Here is a 20,986-nt window from a genome sequence, read left to right on the forward strand (position 1 = left end):
CTTATCTCCTTACTCGACGACTAGTGCAATCGTCGACCCCGTTTTTCCTTGTTTGACCTCGATTTTTGCGTCAACTCGTGACTTCAGTTCCTGGACGTGACTGATGATTCCGACCATGCGACCGCTCGCTTGAATCGAGAGCAACGTCTCGATCGCTTGTTCGAGTGATTCCGGGTCAAGTGTTCCGAATCCTTCATCGATGAACATCGTCTCAAGTGATACCCCACCGCTGGCTTCTTGCACGACTTCCGACAGTCCGAGCGCAAGCGCAAGGGATGCTTTGAAACTCTCTCCACCGGATAACGTCTTGACGTGACGAGTTTGCGACGTGTACGCGTCAAAGACATTTAAATCTAGTCCATACTTCTTGAGTCCTTTTCCCGCCTCCGTTTTCCGTTCGAGCTGGAAACGACCAGAGGTCATCTCGTGCAGATGCCGGTTTGCGGCGAACAATATTTCATCGAAGTATGCCGTCTGGACATACGTCTCGAACGTCATCCGTTGCGCATTCTCCCCGACACCAACGCGAGCGAGTTCGCCGATGACCCCGTATCTCGCATCCTCGCCTTCAATCTGGCGTTGCAAGTTCTCCCAAGCCGCGATCAATTGATCGATGTGTGCGCGTTCCTTCTCAAGCCCGACACGTCGGTCGGTCTGCTCCGTCAGTTCGACCGACGACGTCTTCACATCCATCCGCAACTGTTCAAGATCCGGACGCACTTGACCTTCAGTCTTCAAACGGGCTTGTTCCTGTTTCAGCTTCAATTCCTGCCGTTCGAGGCGATCTTGTTCCAAACGTTCTTGGAGGTGACGTAGTTCTTCACGAGACCGTCTCGCTTCGCGGAAGGCTTCAATCGTCATAAAGGCTTCATCTGCCAAGACAGCTTGCAATTCGTTTTCGCGGTTCGTTAATCGGTCGCTTTGTTCAGCAGATGCCTCAGTCAATTGACGGAATCGACCTTGGTGTTCCGCGAAGTCACGATCGAGCTGTTCCTTCTCGCGTAGCTGGCGTTGTTTGTCTTGTTTGAACTGCTCGATACGTATTTCTGCCTGTTGTTGTTCCTCACGGAGTGCTGATAGCGATTTCTCTGACGCTCCTGATTGACTTAGGCGACCAGACAAGTGTGCCAATTCCGATTCGATAACGGTCCGGTCTTTGATCATTGCATCGATTTTCAGTTGTAGCTGATCCATGGATTGCTCGAGTTGTTGCAGGCGAGTCTCAAGACGCGCTTTTTCCGTCTGTGCTGACGCTAATCGGGCTTCCGTCTGTTCGACTTCCCTAAGCTGTGCAGAAACATCTGCATGAGATGACTCGTTTTCACTCGTCTTTTGAATCTCGGTCGTCAGTTGTCCGAGACGTTCGGCAACCGTTCGGTACGAGGCTTGTAACTCTTGATGCGCTTGTTGGGCTTCTAGGAACCGCTGTTGCGCTACATCGACGGATAGTTCCTTTACGACGGCGACAGCATGCTGTGGATGCGACGTACTGCCGCAGACTGGGCAAGCCGTCCCGTCTGTCAATCCTTTGGCAAGTTCAGCAGCCAGTTGTTCCCGTTCGTATCTGCGCGCTTCTTCGTATTGGCGCGCTGCTGCCTCTTTTTGATCCCGAACGCTTTTGCCGCGGACAATCAGCTGTTGCCGTTCTGCTTCCAATTTGTCATGTTCCGTCATCTTCGTCGCCAGCTGTTGCAGGATGAAGCGCCGTTCTTGCACCTTTAAGCGCTCTGCTCCGATGTTTTGCAATGGATGCAGTTGTTCTTGAACAGTCTTACGCTCCTTCCGTGCTTGTTCGAGTTGCTTCCGTAATGGCTCTGGGTCCAGAAGCTTCGAACGTTCGATTAGTTGTTGCTGTTGTTGTCGTAAAGCCGTTTCTGCTTCCAACCGTTCGCGTTCTTCTTGAATCTTTTCGAGGCGACGACTGAGTTGCTCGATCTGTGGTTCCTCCGCTAGCAATCGATCCACTTTTGCTTGCACGACATCTTGTTGCTCTTTCAAGCGAGCGATGTGCTGCTCGGTTTCCTGTTTTCGACGCGTGAGTTGCGTCAATTGTTCTTGATCCTGCTGCCACTGGTCATAGATCGGTCCGATGATTTGAGCGCGCTCAGCCGCCATTGCTTCTTCTTGCATCTGTTTGATTTCCGGTAAGCGATCCACTAGCAACTGTTCCGTCTGTTGAAGTCGCTCCTGCTCTTGGAAAACCGCTTCGAGTTGCTCGCCTTGTTGCAATTGTGTCGTTTTCTTCTCGACGATCGCACGGGTCTCTATTTCAGCTTGACGAGCAGCCGTTAACCATTCGTCCCGTTCTGTCGTCAATGCCTCCATCCGTAACCGGATGTCGCCTTCCGTCAGTTCACTCCAGTTCGCTTGCACAGGTAGTTCCTCAAGCTTGGCCCATTGCTTCGTCTTCGTTTCCTTGATGCGTGCCGCAAGATCGAGCGCTTGTCGGTGCAAACGTTGCTGGAACTCACCATAGTGTTCCGTCTTAAACAGCTGTTTGAGAATCTGGAGTTTGTCTTTTGACTCTGCCATCAACAGTTCGCGGAACTTATTTTGCGGCAACAGGAGAATTTGCGAAAACTGTTTATGGTCGAGCTGAATCAGCTCTTGAACCCGTTGCTTGATTTCCGGAATCTTGACCGCGAGCGGTTTCCACGTCGTTCCGTCGAACCGAGCGAGCTCCGCTTCATGCGAGTAGCCGGTTTTATTGACCGGATGCGGTTGACTCGGTTGGCGGATGATCCGGTACCTTTCCCCTTTCAGCGTAAACTCCAGTTCAACTTCCGTCTTTTGCTCGGGCACGGCAAAATGACTTCGCAGTTCGCTCATTTCCCGTTCGCCGCCTGACGTTTCGCCATACAGGGCGAACGTCAATGCGTCAAAGATCGTCGTTTTTCCTGCCCCGGTATTCCCTGAGATGACGAACATCGTCCGTCCGGCAAGTGCCGTGAAATCAATCGTCTCTTCACCAGCAAATGGTCCAAAGGCGCGTAATGTCAGTCGTTCTGGGCGCATGTCGCTTCCTCCTTCAGGACGGCTTGCATCGCTTCCGTCGGTTTCTTCTCACGAACTGCTTCATAAAACTCACTGAACAGGTCCGCAACGGATGCATCCTTGACTTGTTCACGCGACGCCTTGACCGCCCGTGTACTCTCGCGGACGAATCCGATTCGCTCTAGGTGCAGGATGTTCGGATAGATCTTCTTCAGCTTGCCCATCGGATCCATCAAGGCTTCGCCGTCCGTTAGGTTGATCTTTAAGTAATCGTCCGTGTCTTGTGTCGTGACGAACGCCGGGTCTGTCAGCTCCGCGAGACTTCCAGTCAATTCCCGCAAGTCACGTTTCGGTGCAAGTGGTTCGAATCGGCGATCGAACGTACCCACTTCGTTCAACGTCAACACATCGACCCCTTTGACATGATGTGCTTCCGAGAATGAATATTTCAAGAGCGATCCGCTGTAGCGAACCGTCTCGGATTGAATCGCAAGCGGATTGTGTAAATGACCGAGTGCCGCATACGTAAACGGTGCAAATTGGCTCGCACTGACCTGTCCTGCTGTTCCAACGGACAATTGCCGCTCCGAATCCGTCTCGAGTCCACCGATTACAAAAGCATGACCGACGAGGACACTCGGTCCATCCGGAATACATCCGGCAAGGATAGTCCGCATCGCGTCATCATGTGTTTTGATCGTTTCATCCTGATGCACGTACCGAACGGTCGCCGGATCGGCAAATGGCACAGGGTAAAACGACACTCCTTTGATCGTGACCGGAGTAATGACCGGCGTTAATTTTCCGACGAGATGCAGACCGGCCCGTTGGAGTAACGTCGTTCCGAAACTTAACCGTTCGGCCGAATCGTGATTTCCACTGATCGCAACGACCGGAATGTCTCGGTCAAGGATCAAGGCAGCGAGCGTCTCGTCAAGCAGTTCAACGGCTTCCGTTGGTGGTACGGCGCGGTCGTATAAGTCACCTGCAATGACGATCGCATCCGGTTTCTCCCGGTCGACGAGTGTCAAAAAATCCGCTAAGACCGCCCGCTGGTTCTCGAGCATCGACTCGCCGTGAACGATTTTGCCGAGATGCCAATCGGCAGTATGTATCCATTTCATTTTCATCACACTCACTTTTTGAATATAGTAGCTTAAGTGTAGCATGCAAGCGTTCGTTCTGCGACGAACATCCGTTTGGAACACAAAAAGCAGAAGGCGATTGCCTCCTGCTTTTTGTGTTCGAACAACGAACGTTTTATTTCGTCCGTTGTTTTCTAAAACGTTGGACGGAACGAATCACAGAAACTGATCCGCCGATGATCGCGCCGACGCCTACGACGATACCTGTTTTAAATTTTTTGCCCGATTGTTCTGATTTATGCGTTGCTTGATTGTGTTCAAAAAGTTGTTGGAGGGGCGACGACGTCTCGACTTCGAGAATTTTCGATGCATCCTGATGCACGTCTTCTCTACGTTCGACACTACAAGGTGACAGATAGAATGGGTTCAAGTTCGTCCGGTACCGATCCGGATTCCAGTTGGCTTGCTGAACAACTGCTTGGGCGTCTTCCGTCTGTGCTTGATCCTTGATTGGATCGAATTCTTGTTTCATCTGAATCACTCCTCTTCACGTTCAAAACTTGTAGACCGATTTATGTCTGAAGTCTTATTTACCTGTTTTTCAAACATTTAAAACATATATATTTTAAATTAGTTTTTAATGTTTTGTGAACGTTAGCCGAAATAGGCATGATAGAGCCGCTTCGCTTTGACGAGATCCGCCTCGCCATGAATTAGAACGCGTCCATCTCGGAAAGCGACCATCCGATGTTCGTCCGTCGTAAACGCCAGCAAATATGGATTATGAGCGGAAATCGCAGCGACCGGCTGGAGACGTTGTTTCAACTGTTCCAGATCCCGCTGTCCGTCTCCCCGGATTTGAACGGCATCCCGACCGCACAGTGCCGTGAAATGAACCGTTTGATCCGATAAGTAAGGGTAGGACGGTTCGATGCCGCACGACGGGCACTCCGTTTGCTTCAGTGACTGGACGTTGATTTGTTGGAACATATTCGACCAGACATCAAACGCAAGCAAGCGCGTCCGCATGGCGTCCGTCTTTCCGCTCAACCACTTCAACGCTTCCGTCACCTGCAAGGAAGCGACCATCTGTACTGCTGGTCCGATGATCCCCGCCGTATCACACGTCTCCTGATCCCGCGGTAATCGATCGAGCAGACAATGCAGACACGGCGTCTCCCCGGGACGGACGGTAAACGTGATCCCATAACTGCCGACGCAGCCACCGTAAATCCACGGAATCGAACGCATCAACGCCATGTCGTTCATCAGCAAACGAATATCGAAATTGTCCGTCGCGTCGATGATCAGATCGATATCATCGAGAAGCCACGTCAGCGCTGCCCGGTCGACGTCCACTACATGAGCTTCGATCGTCACCGTCGAATTAATCGCTTCAAGCCGTGCTTTTGCGGCAATCGCTTTTGGTACGATTTGACGCGCATCGTCTTCGGTATACAGCTGTTGTCGTTGTAGATTACTCCACTCGACATAATCACGGTCGACGATTCGGACGACGCCGACACCGGCGCGGACGAGTTGCTCTGCCGACGCCGTTCCGAGCGCTCCCATGCCGATGATCAGCACCTTCGCTGATGCCAAGCGTGCTTGTCCCGCTTCCCCGATCGGTTGAAATCGAGTTTGCCGTGAGTAACGGTTCATCGAATCAATCCACTCGTTGGACTACTCGCGACCGCATACTGTTTCTTCTCGATACGTCCCGCTTCGTATCCGAAGCGACCTGCTTCGACAGCTAGTCGCATGGCGTGCGCCATCTTGACCGGATCTTGAGCATGGGCAACAGCGGAGTTTAATAAGACACCATCCGCTCCCAGTTCCATCGCATAGGCGACGTCGGTCGGTGAACCGATCCCGGCGTCGACGATGACCGGGACCGTCGTCTGCTCGATGATGAATCGTAGATGAAGTGGGTTGAGAATGCCTTGCCCGGAACCGATTGGTGATGCAGCCGGCATGATGGCGTGACAACCGAGTTCCTCGAGTCGCCGTGCAAGGATGACATCGTCTGACGTATACGGTAAGACGATAAAGCCTTCTTTGAGTAATTCTTCAGAAGCCCGTAACGTCTCGATCGGATCAGGTAGTAACGTCTTATCGCAACCAATCACTTCGACCTTGACCATGTCACACATACCGGATGCCCGCGCAAGCTTCGCTAACCGAACAGCTTCCTCCGCCGTCTTCGCACCAGCCGTGTTTGGAAGTAGATCGTACTTCGCTAAATCAAGCGACTCCAAGAAATTCGCTTGTTGTTTGTCGAAGATATCGAGCCGACGGACGGCGAACGTCAAGATTTGTGAAGCGGACGCATCGATCGCTTTCTGCTGTACCGTAGCATCCGTATATTTCCCTGTTCCGAGTAATAATCGTGATTCAAATGTCTTTTCTCCAATTTTCAGCATGTTTATCCTCCTCCTACGAAATGAACAATTTCAAATGTGTCATTGTCCCGAACGACCGTCTGACCATACACCGCGCGATCGATGATTTGTCGATTCTGTTCGACGATGACGAGCTTTTCCCCTAAGCCGAGTTGCGTTAGCATGTCCTCAATTGTTTTAATCTGTTCGATCGTGTGGTCATTGCCGTTAATCGTAATGTTCATCGGACTTCCTCCTTCTGAATCAACCGTAATGTATTTACCAAGACTTCCGCTGTCGCTGGTGCGAGTAATATGCCATGCCGATGATGCCCTGTCGCTAGGAAGATCCGACGGGATGAATCGGTGCCTCCGATATATGGCAAGCCGGACACCGTTTGCGGTCGTACACCGGACCAGACTTCTTCGATGACCGCGTCATGAATCGGTGGATACAGTCGTTCTGCTGCTTGAAGCAGTGACATGATCCCAGCGACACTGACGCCGACTGTCTCGTCGTGCGGCAGTTCGGTCGCACCGATCAAAATCCGTCCGTCAGCTTTTGGCACGAGGTAGACGGCTTCATCAAACAGAATCGAGCGTAACGGCTGACCCGCGAGACGGACGGCGAGACACTCCCCTTTGACCCCATATGTCGCGATCGAATTTCCGACTGTATCGAGCAAGGCTTGCGACCCGCGTCCGGCAGCGACCGTCACTGTTCGTCCGGTCCACGTTCCTGCGTTCGATTCGATCCTGATGAAGTCATCGTTCTCTTCGATGCGTGTGACATCTACCTGTTCTTCAATCGATATGCCACGTGCGTGTAAGGCATACATCAATGCAGTCGTTAGTCGTCGCGGATCGATTTGACCGACCGATGGAAATAAGTATTCTTGCCCATTTCGTTTCAATAAAAATGGTTGTTCCCGGTAGCCACAATCGATCCCGGTCTCGCGCGTGAGGCGTCGCGCAAGTAACGGATACAGACGGCGACTTCTCGCGGCAAGCGTATGCAATTCTTTTCTCAGCTCGATGTCCGTCGCAAGCATCCCGGCAGCCGCCCGACTCGTCCCTTGTCCGCATGTTCCGCGATCAAGGACAAGAACGGATTCGTTCTGACAAGCGAGACTGTAAGCAAGCGTCAAACCGATGACTCCACCACCGATTATGATGTGATCCGTCATACCCGTACCCCCTGATAACGCTGAATGGCAGCAAGCGGATCCGCTTGACCGAGAATACCGGATAAGACAGCGATTCCGCTTGCACCGGTCGCTGCGATTTCAGGAATGCGATCAGGAGTGATCCCGCCGATTGCGATGACTGGTTTCGTCGTGAAAGTGACAACTTGCTTCAAGGCATCGATCCCTCGCGGTGGTAGATCCGGCTTTGACGCTGTCGGATAAATATGACCGTACAGCAGTCGGTCGGCTCCTTCCGCTTCCGCTGCAAGTGCTTCTGCCAGAGAGTGGACGGATTTCCCGATGATGAGATCCGGAAAGTGTCGCCTTACATCGCCGACGCGTAAGGATCGTCGGGTCAACTGCACACCGATACCAGCGACATGGGCGACGTCGACCCGGTCATGAACCGTTAACTGTTCAGGCGAATACCCTTTCGCAAGGAGCGCGTCAATCAGTTCTACCAATTCTGTTGCCGACAAATTTGGTTCTCGAAGATGAAGCTGATCCGTATATGGTTGAAGCGATTGAAAGGTTTCCACTCCATCGCGTGGATTGATGGATCCCGTCGAAATCAGATGTAGACGCATCATGTTCTTCCTTTCCATACGAAAAAGGACCACTCCCGATGTTGAAGGGAGTGGTCCGAAAATGCGCTGAAGCGCTAAGGATATCTAAGGTTTCGAGCCACTTCCCTCCGCTAGTACGAACTAGATCAGGTTCAAAGGGTCCGGATACTTCCGTCTCAGTCTGCTGCGAGACTCCCCTAGTGTCTTTTCGTGTTTAATTGGCTTGCCCCATTAGTCTAGCATGAGTCGCTTTGCTTCGCTAGTCCTAGTTGAGCGCTTCCACTTGCTGAACAAGCTCCGATTTCGTCGGTCGCTGTTGCTTCTGGCTGTCGGCATAGGTCTGCTTCAGCTTTAAGATCCGCATCACTTTAGCATCGAGCATCGCAGGCGTCAGCGTTTTGTCTTTAACGGCTTGCATTACTTCGGTGTGGACCTTCGGATAGGCACCTGCTTCCGAAAACATCGCCATATCTGCTCCATTGACAAGTGCCTGGCGTGCCGCTTCCGCAAGACCATATCGTTTCGTGATCGCCCCCATGACAAGGTCATCCGTGATGATGACACCCTTGAATCCGAGTTGTTGACGCAAGAGGTCAGTCAAGATCGGCTTCGAGAGCGAAGATGGATTTTGATCGTCATATGCGGGATAGAGAATATGGGCGACCATCACCATCTCGGCGCCCTCTTGAATCGCTTCTTGGAACGGTAACAGTTCCGTTCGCTTCAGTTCTTCCTTTGATGCTGTCACTTTCGGCAAACCGACATGGGAATCGACACTCGTATTGCCGTGACCGGGAAAATGTTTGACGACCGGAATCGTTCCCGTCTCTTGCATCCCATGCATCAGGGCCGTACCGAGAGTCGCGACGGTCTTCGGATCAGCACTTAACGCACGGTCGCCGATGATTGGATTGTTCGGATTGCTATTGACGTCAAGGACCGGTGCGAAGTCCATGTTGAACCCATAAAATCGTGACAGGTGACCGAGCGTACGTCCGACATCTTCCATTTTTGCAGCATCTGCACCTTGCGCCATCCGTTGACTCGTCGGGAGACGTAATCGTTGATCCGGTACCCGGCTGACCCGTCCGCCCTCTTCATCAACCCCGACGAAGGCATACGGTTTTTGGTTCGTTTCTTGAATGGCACGCGTGAACGTCAAGAGTTGATCTTCTGACGTAATATTCCCACCAAGCAGTAAGACCCCACCGATCGCATGCGTCTGCAACAATTTCCGGTCAGCTGCTGAAAGTTCCGTGCCGGCGACTCCGATGTAGAGCAGTTGATCGATCTTTTCTGACGTCGACATCGCTTCAAGTTGCTGCTTTAATCGTGCTTGTTGTCGTTCCTCTTTCGTTGGTTCAGGTTTCGGTTTCTTTTCTTCTGTCGGTTGCTTCGTTTCCGGTTGTGATGGTTTCGTTGGTTCCGTCGTCTCCTGCGCACACCCTGCAAGCAACAGGCAACCGATCAGTGCTACTTTCTTCACAAAGGATCCTCGCTCCGGACACCATTGATGGAATAATAGACGGAAATCTCAGCGTTCAAGGATTGCGAAACCGAACAATATTTATCTTTTGATAACGAGATGGCGCGACGGACCTTATCTTCCGGGAGATCACCTTCGAGCCGGTAATGAATCGAGATCGACGTAAAGCGCCGCGGATGATCCTCTGCCCGTTCCCCTTCGATATCCATTTCGAAATGAGTAATCGTCAAGCGCATCTTCTCTAAAATCGAGACGATGTCGATTCCAGTACAGCCGGCAACGGCATGTAGCAGCAGTTCAGTCGGTCTTGGTGCTTGATTTTCGCCACCGTTCTCCGGTGCTGCATCCATCGCAAGATGATGCCCTGATTCCGTCTGTCCACTAAACCCCATCTGTTTGTTCCATGTCACTGTCGCTTGCATCGTTTCCACTCCTTTGTCAGTAGTCTTCTTCTGTAGTATACGCAAAAAACAGCAAGCCTGGAAATTCACACGCTATTTCGAATAATGGTTCTTTTCCCGAATTCTCGCTTTGCGATACCCGACGAAATCGTTTCATGCTATCCTGTTACTCATAGTTTCGCGCGCAAGCGCCAGAATTGAGGAATCATCCATGTCACCTACTACTCGTTTAAGTCGACGCGATTGGCTGTTGATCGCCACGTTGTCGCTCCTGACGTTCGTTCTCGGAACAAGCGAATTCGTCATCGTCGGGATCCTCGCTGAAATTTCCTCAGCCCTTGATATCACGATCGCAACAGCCGGTACGCTCGTCTCGGCATTTGCCATCTCCTTTGCGATTGGTACACCGATTGTCATGTCGCTGACCGGTCACTTGGAACGGCGTCGCCTGATTCTACGTCTGTTACTCGTTTGGGTCTTACTGAACCTTGCCAGTAGTTTTGCTCCAAGTTACGAAGTATTGCTCGCCACCCGCATCCTGACAGCCATCCTGACCGGTGTCTTGATCTCGCTCGCAATGGTCGTCGCAAGCGATGGCGTACCTGTCGCGAAGCGCGGTGTCGCCGTTTCGTTCATTTTCGGTGGTTTTACACTCGCGAACGTCCTTGGTGTTCCGATTGGTACGTTCATCGGGCAACACGCTGGCTTCGAAGCCACGTTCTGGCTGACGACAGTCATGGGAATGATTGCGTTCCTCGCTGTGTGGCAGATCGTTCCCGTCCAGCAATCGATGGGCTCCGGTTCAATCAAGGAGCAGCTTGGATTGCTCGCTAATCCACGGATCCTGATCGCCTTCTTCATTCCGTCGTTCGGCTTCGGAGCAACTTACGTCGTCTACACGTACCTCGTACCAATTCTGCAAACAGAACTTGGGATTGCGAAAACGTGGATTAGTCCGATCCTGCTCGCTTACGGTGTCGTCTCGATCTTCAGTAACATCCTTGCCGGCAAGATTGCTAGTAAAAATCCGATGGGACGCTTACGGTTCGTCTTCGTCGTGCAAGCAATCGTCCTTGCTGCGTTATACTTCACGACAGTATCCCTTCCGCTTGGTCTGTTCAACATCGCCTTGATGTCGTTGATGTCGATTTTATTGACGACTTCGACACAGATCTACTTGATCGACCTTGCTGAAAAGTTCAATCCGGAAGCAAAAGGACTCGCCGCTTCCTTGATGCCGGTTGCGAGTAACGTCGGGATTGCCTTCGGTTCGGCACTCGGTGGCATCGTTTATGCGAACGGTCCGATGATGAACACGGCACTGGTCGGTGGGCTTGTTGCGCTTGTCGCTGCTTTATTAACTGCAATCAGTCATCGTCTCGATCAGCGGTCATGAACGGCTACCTTATCCTTTTTTGTAACAGGTCGATGACGGTTCGATGACGTTATGATGATAGTCCCCATCTTACTGATGATTTTTCAGTATGATGGGGACTATGTTGTAGTAGAGGAGTGTCTGAAAGTGAAAGCATTACACATCATCGGCATCAGTTTATTGACGATCATCCGGCTCTGGCTCGGAATTCAGTGGTTCATCGCCGGGATCGGCAAGTACATCAATGGCTTTGATGCAAAACCGTTTCTTGAAGGGGCGCTAACGAAAGCGATAGGCGAAGACGCACTCGTCAGTTCGTGGTACGCGACGTGGATCGAGCAACTTGCCTTACCAAACGTCGGGCTGATCAACGTCTTGATTCCGTTCGCAGAACTCGTCATCGGGATCTTGTTGATCCTCAGTCTGTTGACGGTTCCTGCACTGGTCGTCGGAAGCATCATGAATCTCAATTACTTACTTGCTGGAACGATTGCGTTAAACCCGTTGTTCTTAGCAACCTCAATCGTCTTACTTGCTGCAGGCCGCTTTGCGTATCAAATCGGTATCGATCACTGGATCATGCGCTGGTATCGTGCGTCGCAACAACCACATCCCCTCGACCGGATTCCGGTCTAACGCAAAAACTCTCCCAAACGCGGGAGAGTTATTTTTTTTGTTGCTCGAGAATCGTCTGCTGTGTCGGAACCCCGCCGACTGGGACTGTCCGCTCGAGGAACAGATAAGGTTTGCCATCGACTTCAAAGCGACGGTCACCGAGATAACGTGCCGAATGCCCATCCGTTGCAAGCTTTTGTTCGATTGCTGAGACATGTTCGTCGAGTGAATAAAACCGATCGTCGAACGTCATTGTGATGTTTTTCTTACGGTACCCGAGTAAGAAATTGTAGTAGAACCAGTACATAACACCTGCGAAGACGACAAAAATCAAGAATTGCATGTCAGTTCCCCCTTTGTATAGTCTTTATACGTTGGAAGAAAACGGGAGGTTTCAAATTAGGAGTGGAAATTGGTTACTTTTATTAATTTATTGTGACTTCATTAAGGTAGATGTTATTTTTTGAATCTTTTTTATAAATATTTGCTTCATAAACAATCTCAGATGTCAGTGGATCGATCACCAATGATTTGACTTCATCTTTTTTCGTCTTATAAGCGAAATAGATGTGATCATGATCTACACTGATGTTTGTATACCCAAAATCCTCATCTGATGCTATCGAATCAAACTGAATCGATTTGGCAGATGATTGATTTGATTCTAAATTATAGATTTGCCATTCTAGTTTTTTCTCATCCGATGGTTCTTCAATAGAATCTTCAAGACCTATGATGTATTTTCCATCGTTTATGACATATGATGCGTAGATATCATCGAATTCTTTTAATATTTTTGACTGTTTGCCATCCTTTACGACAGTCTCGGTAAGAAAATCATCAGGATATTCTAATTCTCTTTCTTGATCAACGATCATTTTTCCGTCATAAAATGAACGAATTGTATCCCCTTTTCCTAGACGGTCAGGTAATTTGATTTTTGTCATCGATTTCTTTGTTAAATCGATTTGATAGATGTGCTCTTTTTCTATTTCTTTACTAAGAGTAGACGAATCAATCAATAACATATCCGCTGTTCGTTGAAACGGAGAATAACGTAACTGTTTGTTCATTTGAGTTTTAGGCACTTTAATTTTTGCACTCACTAATTTCTTAGTCTGTGCATTCCAATATTGAAGCTCAAGTTTGTCATCGTTCACCCTATTGATCCCATATGTAATCGAATCTTGTGTAAATACATGTGTGTCATTCTTCCAAATGAATTGTTGGAACGATCGGGGAGCATCACTCCAGCCAGATTCATCGCTGAAAATAAATGAAAATTTTGATTTGTTACGTTGCGTAACATTCCCGTTCATCGAAATACCATATTCATTCGGATTTAGTCCCCATTCACTGAGACGAACCTCCATCTTCTGAACAACTTCTTCATTTGGATTGCCTTTTTTCGTTTCGACTACAAATTTTATTTTATCAAATGAGAGTACCTGCCCAACGTAAAATCCTAAAGACACGATACAGATGACACCTAAAATTAATACATATTTGATTGAACGCATAGTGTCCTCCTTAAACAGCAATTTTCCATTTTAATAAACGAAGGCTTCTCCAAATCACATAAACAAAATAGACAACAAACAAGCCCATCAATACATATGCCTTTTCCGAGTTCAATAACAGCTTAGTCTGCTCTAGAAAATATATACTCGATACTGAACAGATGACCATGATGAAAATCTCGACTCCTACTCGAATGAAGCCACTCCATTTACGGTAGGAGCGTTCAATTAATACAAGCAAGAACATAAAACTTACAATGAACAATGATAATGCAAGAATTACAAATAAATTCGTCAAATTCAGCGAAAATAGTTCGCCTAGCGTACTTCCGACAGTTCTTAAGATATCTTTATCTATATAATCCTCTCGAACAACCAACCGGAAGAGACGGTTACCAATTTGAATCAAACACCATTGGATACCAAGAAAACTCATGATGATTAAAAAAACTGTTGTCAATTTCGAGAAGAAAATACTTGCACGATTCCCTGGAAGCATCAATAAACGATAGATATACTTCGTTTCACCTATCCAATCGCGGTACCAAATCTGAATAGAATAAATAACGACTAATGCTACACCAAGCAATGTCATGTAACTGAAAAAGGAAGTTGTATCAATGAATGAAATTTTTCCGATGTCATTGAATGCTTCATACAATGTAGCTGTATTTGACTTCAAGTAATCTTCAATTCTGCGCTCATGTAGTTTGACGTTTACAACGACCGACACTAACTCAATCGCTGCCATCACAAGCACGGCGATTACATAAAGCTTAAAACTCCGTTTAATCTCTTCGTTCGTCAATTGTATGTATTGTTTCATCGCAAATAGACCTCCCGCATCCGGTCCTGAACCGATTTCCCGTAAAGTTCCCGCATCTCTTCCGTCTCATGTTCATCGATGATCCGACCGTCCTGTAAGAAGACGACCCGGTCGATCAAGTGCTCGATTTCCTGAATTTCGTGTGTCGTCATCAGGATGCCGCGTCCTTCCATGAAGTGACTCGAAAATAGTCCTGCAATCTGTTCCTTCGTAAACAGATCAATCCCAGCGAACGGTTCGTCGAGTAGTAAGTACGGACGATCGAGCGCAAATCCGAGAATCAAGCTGACCTTCGCCTGGTTCCCTTTTGATAAGTCCGTAATCTTATCTGTCGAGAGTAGCTGGAAGATCCGCATCAATTCATCCGCAGTCGCTTGGTTCCAGTCGGAATAATAATCCGCCATATACGTCAGCGCGTCACCGACCGTCATATAGCCGGGCATCGTCTGGATATCCGGAACGAAGGCAACCTTGTTTCGGTTGACCTCGCCATCGACGAGAACTGTTCCCGCGTTAACCGGGACGAGACCTGCGATTGCCTTCAGGATCGTCGATTTCCCCTCACCGTTTAAACCGATCAGACACGTCAGTTGATCCATCGGGACCGAGAACGATACGCCTTGAAGGACTGGTTTTTTCCCGTACTTCTTTTGTAAGCCATGGACTTCAAGCATCGATCTTCCTCCGTTCCGATTCCTGATAGACGGTCTCGACCTTCGAGACGACCTCATCGAGTGGGATTTGAATCGCTTTGACGGCATCGATGAATTCAGAGACGGCTTCTTCCAGCATCTCGGCACGTACTTTTTGGACGACTTGTGGATCGCGTGTAATCTTACTCGGGACATTTCGTTCTGTCGTAATCAATTGCTGCTCCTCCATCTCTTTGTATGCTTTTTGTGCGGTATTCGGATTGATTCCGAGCTGTGCGGCGATTTCGCGGCGGGACGGGATCTCTTGCCCGCTTTGCAATTCCTCGGTCGCGATTCGTTGTTTGAACCAACGGACGACCTGCAGGTACACCGGGCTTCTTTGGTCGAACTGCATCGGTAGACCTCCCTTTCCTGTGTAATGTATTAAAACATTAATACACTTCTCTTCTGTATCATACTCACCATACAGTTTGTCTGTCAAGCTGGTTTGTCTTCTTAATCATGAAAAAGTCACCATCCGATTCTTGGACGGTGACTATGGTCAACTCATTAATAGGGATTTGGATCTTCCTGAGGTGTATCGGGAATCTCGGTTGGTTCTGGGAACGTATCCGGTTCCGGTTGACGGACAGGATCTTCCTGTGGTGTGTCTGGCACCTCGCTCGGTGGTGTCTGTGGAACTTCATTCGGTTGATGATCCGGTTCACGTTCAGGCACTTCATTCGGATTTTTCTTCATCATGTTTTCCCCCTTAAGACGTGATGTAATCGCCGCCGTTGATATGAATCGTCTGACCTGTAACGTAACTTGAATCGCGGGAGGCGAGATAGACATAAGCCGCTGCATTCTCCGACGGTTGTCCCCGGCGTTTCATTAACGTGTTTTCCCCGTGTGCCTCCACTTTTTCCTTCGTGAACGTCGCTGGAATGAGCGGCGTCCAGATCGGACCGGGCGCGACGGCATTAACCCGAATCCCCTGTTTGATCAAGTTTGATGCAAGCGAACGTGTCAGTGTCGCAATTGCTCCCTTCGTCGCCGAATAATCGATCAACGTCGGTGCGCCGGCATATGCTGTAACGGACGAGGTATTGATGATCGTGTCTTCTTTTTTCAAATGAGGTAATGCGGCTTGCGTCAGATAGACAATCGAGAATACATTCGTCTCGAACGTTTCTCGGAGTTGCTCCGGTGTGATGGCTAGAAAGTCATCTTGCGGAAACTGCTTGCCGGCATTATTGACGAGAATATTCAATTGACCGAATTCTGCGAGGACGGTATCGATAATTGGTTGTGCGTGTTCCGGTCGACTAATATCCTTCGCAATCTTTAACGCCTTGACGCCGTATGATTCGATGGTTGCCACCGTTTTTTCAGCGTCTTTCCCCTCATTTAAGTAAACGATCGCGACATTCGCCCCTTCTTTGGCGAAAGCGACTGCAACAGCACGCCCGATCCCACTATCCCCACCGGTGATCAGGGCAACTTTCCCTGCTAATTTCCCCGAACCGACATAATCTGGATCATCGTAGATCGGTTCCGGTTTCATAACGTACTCGATTCCCGGCTGTCGCTCCTGCGTCTGCCCTCGCGCCTCCTGATGCATCGCTTCGAACTGCTCTTCTCTCATGAACGGTCAGCTCCCTTAGCTAACGTAATGAACTACATATTCAACGATTCCCTTGCGATACATCTATAAACGTTTTTCCGGAAAAGTCAGATGTCATTCGTCAGTAAAGTTGGGAAGAAATTCGTCTGCAACATATGCGCGAGTTCACTTGGATACAATGTATACTGATCCAGTTTGTCGAACGGAACGAAGCGATACGTCAATCCGTCGCCTTCTGGACCGTAAAAGTCTTCCGTCGAAAGTGGCATTGGCTCTCTGCAAACGACTTCATAAAACATTCCTAGTTCATGAAACTGGTGATCGGCGTACTCAAAGAAATTTTCATGGAGGAAACGGAAGACCGGTGGCTCAATCGACTGACCGAGTTCTTCTAATATCTCACGTTCGATCGCTTTGGCACCACTTTCACCGAACTGGACACGCCCTCCCGGTAATGACCAAAAATCATCTTCTCCTTGACGATGAATCAAAAGATGTCCATCTTGAATCAACAGCGCCACTGCGCGAATGTTAAGCTTTTTTTGATTTACTGTAAACGTCAAATCCATCCCATTACCTACTCTCTTCTTATTAGATTCCCATACTTTCTCATCATTTCCCACGATTGCGTTTTGTCATCAAATTCATCTCGTTGTAACACGAATTCATCTTGATTTTAAAGGATTTTCGAATTGAATGGATACTCAATATTACAACAAATGTTATTAGAATATATTTTAGCAATCGAATTGAAACACAAAGGTCTGATGTTTGAATGCTATACTCTCGTTAGTCAAATGACCGCATCACTCACTTCAACACACACTAAACGCATCCACTTCTATAGATGTCATTCCGACGACAACACTAGATATTCAACTTAGGAGGAACATTCATGAAACGAACAATCACGACGTTAGCAATGAGCGCCCTCGTTGTTTCAGGTTTTGCAGCTACGGGTACAGGTAAAGTTGAAGCCTCTTCTGGCTCATCGTATAAAGTAAAGATTAAAGCAGATGGACTTCGCGTCCGGACTGGTCCATCGTTAAAACACCGTATCGTCGACGGCGTCAATGCGGGTCAAACATTCAAATACCTCGGTCAGACAGGGAACTGGACGAAAATCATGCATAAAGGTGAAAAACGCTACGTCTATTCTGGTTACGTCAAGAAGTACAATACTTCTAATAAATCAGCGAAAAAAGCATCGTTCTCTTCATCGACTGGATTCATGCGTCCGACAAGCGGACCAATCACGCAAGGCTACGGGAATGCTAGCGGTAAGTACGGCTACACGTTCCATAACGGCATCGATTTCGGAGCACCGACTGGAGCACCCGTTAAAGCAGCTGCTGCCGGAAAAGTCATCAAATCATCATATCAGGGAGCTTATGGTAACCATGTCATGGTCGAACATAAAGTGAACGGTATTTCGTACACAACAGTGTATGCTCACCTTAGCAAACGTTCTGTCTTTGTCGGTCAATCAATCCCGAAAGGCGCGAACATCGGAGCTGTCGGTAGCACTGGTAACTCATTCGGATCTCACCTGCACTTCGAGATCCACCGTGGAAACTACACCTACAGCGGTTCGTCTGCAGCAAGCAGTGTCAACCCACTCGCTTTCCTATAAATACGTTTAAGGTACTCCGTCCGGGGTACCTTTTTTTTGAATTCCATCTAATTTTACATTTTATCCAATTACACCCAAATGAGTCAACTTACTTTCATGATGATAGCAAGCGACTAGCGTTAAATCTTACAAGACTAATTCGTTGAATTGATAAGATTGTCTTTCTTTCATTAAAATCCCTGTAAACATGACTTCTCGTAATGTTTACGGGGATAGCGATATAGTGTTAGACGAGCATTTCTGTCTGTTTCGCTTCAATCGTCGAGGCGATCGCACGCGCTGCGGCTTGTCCTCCGTAAATCGAGCGAGCGAACGGACCAACCGTTAAGTCAGCGAGGCTACCTGTCGCAAATAGATTCTCTCCCCATTCAAAGGTTTCTTCATCTAGTAATGGTGTCCGGCAAGGAGATAATGGCAGCTTCAACTCTTGCTGGACGGCTTCAAGCCAAGATCCTTCAACGACCATCGGACGGATACCCGTTGCGCAAATAATCGATTCAGCGGTGAGAATACGACCATCCATCAGCTTTACTCCGCTTTCGACTTCCTGCTCGACTTCACCAATCACATGACTGATGATTCCTTCTCGAATCAGATGACGGACACGTTGAATCAAATCCTGTGTTGCCGTTCCCGGGCGACGCTCCTGTACGATCAGCGCTCGTTTCTCGCTAGCCGACAAGGACTTGAATGGTGTCAATCCTTTTTGTCCCATGAATTTTCGATCGGCATCGAATGCACTTTTTTCGAGCGGACGTCGTGAAAGAAGAGTCACCTGCCCGGGATAGCGCTCGGCACATTGAATCGTATGATGCAGAGCACTAATCCCACCTCCGATGATGACGACCGGTGGTGTATCGTGCTTCGATAAGAAAACGTGACGCGCCGATTTCGCCCATTCTGGCATGACGTGATGTTCCGATTGTCCGAGAGCGAGAACGACATGGTTTGTTCGTAACTCGCCTTCGTCTGTCGAGACAATCCACGTTCCGCTTTCTCGTCTTAGCCGTGCGACTTCCCCTTGGACCCAGCTCGCCTCCACTTCATTTTGCTTCGCCAATTGAAGAGCATGGTCGTTGAATAATTCCAAGGATGGCCGTCCGTATGTATCCTTGAAGGCTTGATGTGTATAATCCTGTTCTTCCGCATGATGCCTGAGACTCGTCGGATTCGTCGAAGTGTGGTGCACTCGAGTTGAACGTAGGTAAGGCATGCCGATCCGTTCGGTTTGTTTCCGCCAGTTCATCAATGGTTGCCGATGACGGTCGATGATCCGTATCATCTCCCGATCGATTCCTTTTTCACGTAAGGCATTGAATACCGTCATTCCATGAATTCCTCCGCCAACAATCACCCATTCATATCGATCCGTCATCACAAAAACTCCTTCACCTTAATTAAATCGTAATCATTACGTTTTATAACGATAGCGTGTTTTTAAGAAGAATTCAAGCGTCATTCGACGAAAGCCCATAAAAAATCCGCTTCCTCTCGGTAGAGGAAGCGGATTTAAACGCATCAATCAGGAAGAAGCATGTTTCGCTAGATACGCTTTCGAATAGCGGTCAGCTGCGATGATCGCATCCGCGACTTCATCCGCCGTGACATTAAAACCGCTGTGGATCGTCTCGCCTTCAGCAGTCGCTGCCTCGCCGACCTTGACGATGTCTTCACGCGACGCATCTTTTAGCTTGACGTCTTCGAGCGTCACCGGTAAGCCAAGATCCGTGTAGAGCGCGATGTACCGCTCGATTTCTTCTTGTGGATGTTCTTCGAGCGCCAGTTGAACGAGTGTACCAAAGGCAACTTTCTCACCATGCGTTAAGTGGTGAATCTCACCATCCAGCGCTGTAAACCCGTTATGGATCGCATGCGCTGCAGCTAATCCACCACTCTCAAAGCCGAGTCCACTTAAGAGCGTATTTGCCTCGACGACGGCTTCAAGTGCCGGCGTGACGACTTGCGCCTGAACGGATTCATACGCCAAGCGACCATGCTCGAACAAGACTTCCTCACACCGTTTGGCGATCGCTTGTGCCGCAATCGTCGGACGTCCCCCTGCCATCGTTTGTCCACCAAAAGCGACGACACTCCGGACCTCGACCCACGTCGCGAGCGCATCGGCGATTCCGGACGCGAAGAAACGGGCTGGTGCTTGGGCGATCAATTTCGTATCGACGAGAACGAGATCGGGATTCTTCTTATAGAAGCGATAACTTTCAAAAATCCCTTCGTCAGAATAGATGACCGAGAGGGCACTCGTCGGGGCATCGGTCGAAGCAAGCGTCGGAACGATGACGACGGACACGTTCAGCTCATCCGAGACGGCTTTTGCCGTATCGAGCGTCTTTCCGCCTCCCACACCCATGACGAACTGGACATCTGCCGCTTGTGCTTGCTCAGCGATTCGTTTCACTTCATGCCGTGAGGCTTCACCACTGAAGTCCGCTTTCTCGATGCCGACGTTTTCGCCGGACAACGAATGCTCAACACGTTCCTTGACGATTTTCCAGACGACATCATCCGCGATGACAAGCGCTTTTTCACCGAACGGGCTCACATATGTACCGAGCCGGTCAATGACATCCTTTCCTTGGACATACTTTGAGGGACTAATGAAGACACGTTCTGACATGTTTCAACATCCTTTCTGTAAGGG

23 protein-coding genes and 1 riboswitch are annotated in these 20,986 nt (G+C 49.1%); of the genes, 3 read left to right on the plus strand and 20 right to left on the minus strand.

Annotated features, from left to right (window positions below; translation table 11 throughout):
• Nucleotides 1–9 precede the first annotated feature (9 nt).
• The 10 genes from KNQ14_RS08510 to KNQ14_RS08555 all read right to left on the minus strand — a co-directional run bounded on the left by KNQ14_RS08510 (nt 10) and on the right by KNQ14_RS08555 (nt 10,120).
• A complete protein-coding gene (locus KNQ14_RS08510) occupies nt 10–3,015 on the minus strand; it encodes an AAA family ATPase (RefSeq protein WP_214860668.1) in 3,006 nt (1,001 codons plus the stop codon).
• On the minus strand, nt 2,997–4,118 hold the full coding sequence (locus KNQ14_RS08515) for an exonuclease SbcCD subunit D (RefSeq protein WP_214860670.1): 1,122 nt from the start codon (nt 4,116–4,118) through the stop codon (nt 2,997–2,999). Before KNQ14_RS08515 ends, KNQ14_RS08510 begins: the two co-directional genes overlap by 19 nt.
• A gap of 136 nt (nt 4,119–4,254) precedes the next feature.
• Entirely contained in the window at nt 4,255–4,611 is a 357-nt protein-coding gene (locus tag KNQ14_RS08520) for a hypothetical protein (RefSeq protein WP_023467859.1), read from the minus strand.
• Nucleotides 4,612–4,733: 122 nt separating this feature from the next.
• Nucleotides 4,734–5,741: a ThiF family adenylyltransferase gene (locus KNQ14_RS08525; protein ID WP_214860672.1), complete on the minus strand. Its 1,008-nt coding sequence runs from the start codon at nt 5,739–5,741 to the stop codon at nt 4,734–4,736.
• Nucleotides 5,738–6,502, minus strand: a complete 765-nt coding sequence (locus KNQ14_RS08530) for a thiazole synthase (protein ID WP_214860673.1) — start codon at nt 6,500–6,502, stop codon at nt 5,738–5,740. The genes KNQ14_RS08525 and KNQ14_RS08530 overlap by 4 nt, the downstream gene beginning before the upstream one ends.
• A gap of 2 nt (nt 6,503–6,504) precedes the next feature.
• A complete protein-coding gene (gene thiS / locus KNQ14_RS08535) occupies nt 6,505–6,705 on the minus strand; it encodes a sulfur carrier protein ThiS (RefSeq protein ID WP_055967304.1) in 201 nt (66 codons plus the stop codon).
• The gene (locus KNQ14_RS08540) at nt 6,702–7,646 is read right to left on the minus strand and encodes an FAD-dependent oxidoreductase (RefSeq protein ID WP_214860676.1); all 945 of its coding nucleotides are present in this window, start codon (nt 7,644–7,646) and stop codon (nt 6,702–6,704) included. The genes thiS and KNQ14_RS08540 overlap by 4 nt, the downstream gene beginning before the upstream one ends.
• On the minus strand, nt 7,643–8,236 hold the full coding sequence (locus KNQ14_RS08545) for a thiamine phosphate synthase (protein WP_214860678.1): 594 nt from the start codon (nt 8,234–8,236) through the stop codon (nt 7,643–7,645). The genes KNQ14_RS08540 and KNQ14_RS08545 overlap by 4 nt, the downstream gene beginning before the upstream one ends.
• Nucleotides 8,237–8,318: 82 nt before the next feature.
• Nucleotides 8,319–8,421, minus strand: a riboswitch (TPP riboswitch).
• Nucleotides 8,422–8,477: 56 nt separating this feature from the next.
• Nucleotides 8,478–9,698 carry a beta-N-acetylhexosaminidase gene (gene nagZ / locus KNQ14_RS08550; RefSeq protein ID WP_214860680.1) on the minus strand — a complete coding sequence of 407 codons (1,221 nt, stop codon included), beginning with the start codon at nt 9,696–9,698 and terminating at the stop codon, nt 8,478–8,480.
• Entirely contained in the window at nt 9,695–10,120 is a 426-nt protein-coding gene (locus KNQ14_RS08555) for an OsmC family protein (protein WP_023467853.1), read from the minus strand. Before KNQ14_RS08555 ends, nagZ begins: the two co-directional genes overlap by 4 nt.
• Nucleotides 10,121–10,310: 190 nt before the next feature.
• On the opposite strand from KNQ14_RS08555, the gene KNQ14_RS08560 reads away from it, so the two are divergent.
• Both KNQ14_RS08560 and KNQ14_RS08565 read left to right on the plus strand, forming a co-directional pair.
• Nucleotides 10,311–11,495 (plus strand): MFS transporter, encoded by a 1,185-nt coding sequence (locus KNQ14_RS08560; protein WP_214860682.1) that lies wholly within the window; start codon nt 10,311–10,313, stop codon nt 11,493–11,495.
• A gap of 126 nt (nt 11,496–11,621) precedes the next feature.
• The gene (locus KNQ14_RS08565) at nt 11,622–12,110 is read left to right on the plus strand and encodes a DoxX family membrane protein (RefSeq protein ID WP_214860683.1); all 489 of its coding nucleotides are present in this window, start codon (nt 11,622–11,624) and stop codon (nt 12,108–12,110) included.
• 28 nt (nt 12,111–12,138) lie between these two features.
• Here the strand turns inward: KNQ14_RS08565 and KNQ14_RS08570 are convergent, their stop codons facing one another.
• The 8 genes from KNQ14_RS08570 to KNQ14_RS08605 all read right to left on the minus strand — a co-directional run bounded on the left by KNQ14_RS08570 (nt 12,139) and on the right by KNQ14_RS08605 (nt 17,263).
• Complete coding sequence (locus KNQ14_RS08570; protein ID WP_214860684.1) at nt 12,139–12,432, minus strand: hypothetical protein; 294 nt, start codon at nt 12,430–12,432, stop codon at nt 12,139–12,141.
• 82 nt (nt 12,433–12,514) lie between these two features.
• Nucleotides 12,515–13,609, minus strand: a complete 1,095-nt coding sequence (locus KNQ14_RS08575) for a hypothetical protein (RefSeq protein WP_214860685.1) — start codon at nt 13,607–13,609, stop codon at nt 12,515–12,517.
• A 10-nt stretch (nt 13,610–13,619) separates the two neighbouring features.
• The gene (locus KNQ14_RS08580; protein WP_214860686.1) at nt 13,620–14,435 is read right to left on the minus strand and encodes a hypothetical protein; all 816 of its coding nucleotides are present in this window, start codon (nt 14,433–14,435) and stop codon (nt 13,620–13,622) included.
• On the minus strand, nt 14,432–15,109 hold the full coding sequence (locus tag KNQ14_RS08585; RefSeq protein ID WP_214860687.1) for an ATP-binding cassette domain-containing protein: 678 nt from the start codon (nt 15,107–15,109) through the stop codon (nt 14,432–14,434). The genes KNQ14_RS08580 and KNQ14_RS08585 overlap by 4 nt, the downstream gene beginning before the upstream one ends.
• On the minus strand, nt 15,102–15,482 hold the full coding sequence (locus KNQ14_RS08590) for a GntR family transcriptional regulator (RefSeq protein ID WP_214860689.1): 381 nt from the start codon (nt 15,480–15,482) through the stop codon (nt 15,102–15,104). The genes KNQ14_RS08585 and KNQ14_RS08590 overlap by 8 nt, the downstream gene beginning before the upstream one ends.
• A gap of 155 nt (nt 15,483–15,637) precedes the next feature.
• Nucleotides 15,638–15,829 (minus strand): hypothetical protein, encoded by a 192-nt coding sequence (locus KNQ14_RS08595; RefSeq protein WP_251138347.1) that lies wholly within the window; start codon nt 15,827–15,829, stop codon nt 15,638–15,640.
• A 10-nt stretch (nt 15,830–15,839) separates the two neighbouring features.
• On the minus strand, nt 15,840–16,715 hold the full coding sequence (locus tag KNQ14_RS08600) for an SDR family oxidoreductase (RefSeq protein WP_214860690.1): 876 nt from the start codon (nt 16,713–16,715) through the stop codon (nt 15,840–15,842).
• An 86-nt stretch (nt 16,716–16,801) separates the two neighbouring features.
• Entirely contained in the window at nt 16,802–17,263 is a 462-nt protein-coding gene (locus KNQ14_RS08605) for an NUDIX hydrolase (protein WP_214860691.1), read from the minus strand.
• Between the two features lie 326 nt (nt 17,264–17,589).
• On the opposite strand from KNQ14_RS08605, the gene KNQ14_RS08610 reads away from it, so the two are divergent.
• A complete protein-coding gene (locus KNQ14_RS08610; protein ID WP_058265243.1) occupies nt 17,590–18,327 on the plus strand; it encodes a peptidoglycan DD-metalloendopeptidase family protein in 738 nt (245 codons plus the stop codon).
• A 226-nt stretch (nt 18,328–18,553) separates the two neighbouring features.
• Here the strand turns inward: KNQ14_RS08610 and KNQ14_RS08615 are convergent, their stop codons facing one another.
• Entirely contained in the window at nt 18,554–19,702 is a 1,149-nt protein-coding gene (locus tag KNQ14_RS08615; RefSeq protein ID WP_214860693.1) for an FAD/NAD(P)-binding protein, read from the minus strand.
• A gap of 147 nt (nt 19,703–19,849) precedes the next feature.
• Nucleotides 19,850–20,962, minus strand: coding sequence for a glycerol dehydrogenase (locus tag KNQ14_RS08620; RefSeq protein ID WP_214860695.1), 1,113 nt, complete (start codon nt 20,960–20,962; stop codon nt 19,850–19,852).
• Between the last annotated feature and the right edge of the window lie 24 nt (nt 20,963–20,986).

Source organism: Exiguobacterium sp. s161 (assembly GCF_018619045.1).
GTDB classification, from domain to species: domain Bacteria; phylum Bacillota; class Bacilli; order Exiguobacteriales; family Exiguobacteriaceae; genus Exiguobacterium_A; species Exiguobacterium_A indicum.

Bases quoted from the DNA above. Each gene is read 5' to 3' on its own strand.
- KNQ14_RS08595 (WP_251138347.1), bottom strand. From the start codon at position 15,829: ATGATGAAGAAAAATCCGAATGAAGTGCCTGAACGTGAACCGGATCAT.
- KNQ14_RS08515 (WP_214860670.1), bottom strand. From the start codon at position 4,118: ATGAAATGGATACATACTGCCGATTGGCATCTCGGCAAAATCGTTCAC.
- KNQ14_RS08575 (WP_214860685.1), bottom strand. From the start codon at position 13,609: ATGCGTTCAATCAAATATGTATTAATTTTAGGTGTCATCTGTATCGTG.
- KNQ14_RS08580 (WP_214860686.1), bottom strand. From the start codon at position 14,435: ATGAAACAATACATACAATTGACGAACGAAGAGATTAAACGGAGTTTT.
- KNQ14_RS08615 (WP_214860693.1), bottom strand. From the start codon at position 19,702: ATGACGGATCGATATGAATGGGTGATTGTTGGCGGAGGAATTCATGGA.
- KNQ14_RS08530 (WP_214860673.1), bottom strand. From the start codon at position 6,502: ATGCTGAAAATTGGAGAAAAGACATTTGAATCACGATTATTACTCGGA.
- KNQ14_RS08600 (WP_214860690.1), bottom strand. From the start codon at position 16,715: ATGAGAGAAGAGCAGTTCGAAGCGATGCATCAGGAGGCGCGAGGGCAG.
- KNQ14_RS08540 (WP_214860676.1), bottom strand. From the start codon at position 7,646: ATGACGGATCACATCATAATCGGTGGTGGAGTCATCGGTTTGACGCTT.
- KNQ14_RS08620 (WP_214860695.1), bottom strand. From the start codon at position 20,962: ATGTCAGAACGTGTCTTCATTAGTCCCTCAAAGTATGTCCAAGGAAAG.
- thiS (WP_055967304.1), bottom strand. From the start codon at position 6,705: ATGAACATTACGATTAACGGCAATGACCACACGATCGAACAGATTAAA.
- KNQ14_RS08610 (WP_058265243.1), top strand. From the start codon at position 17,590: ATGAAACGAACAATCACGACGTTAGCAATGAGCGCCCTCGTTGTTTCA.
- KNQ14_RS08545 (WP_214860678.1), bottom strand. From the start codon at position 8,236: ATGATGCGTCTACATCTGATTTCGACGGGATCCATCAATCCACGCGAT.
- KNQ14_RS08510 (WP_214860668.1), bottom strand. From the start codon at position 3,015: ATGCGCCCAGAACGACTGACATTACGCGCCTTTGGACCATTTGCTGGT.
- KNQ14_RS08525 (WP_214860672.1), bottom strand. From the start codon at position 5,741: ATGAACCGTTACTCACGGCAAACTCGATTTCAACCGATCGGGGAAGCG.
- KNQ14_RS08570 (WP_214860684.1), bottom strand. From the start codon at position 12,432: ATGCAATTCTTGATTTTTGTCGTCTTCGCAGGTGTTATGTACTGGTTC.
- KNQ14_RS08605 (WP_214860691.1), bottom strand. From the start codon at position 17,263: ATGGATTTGACGTTTACAGTAAATCAAAAAAAGCTTAACATTCGCGCA.
- KNQ14_RS08555 (WP_023467853.1), bottom strand. From the start codon at position 10,120: ATGCAAGCGACAGTGACATGGAACAAACAGATGGGGTTTAGTGGACAG.
- KNQ14_RS08520 (WP_023467859.1), bottom strand. From the start codon at position 4,611: ATGAAACAAGAATTCGATCCAATCAAGGATCAAGCACAGACGGAAGAC.
- KNQ14_RS08590 (WP_214860689.1), bottom strand. From the start codon at position 15,482: ATGCAGTTCGACCAAAGAAGCCCGGTGTACCTGCAGGTCGTCCGTTGG.
- KNQ14_RS08585 (WP_214860687.1), bottom strand. From the start codon at position 15,109: ATGCTTGAAGTCCATGGCTTACAAAAGAAGTACGGGAAAAAACCAGTC.
- KNQ14_RS08560 (WP_214860682.1), top strand. From the start codon at position 10,311: ATGTCACCTACTACTCGTTTAAGTCGACGCGATTGGCTGTTGATCGCC.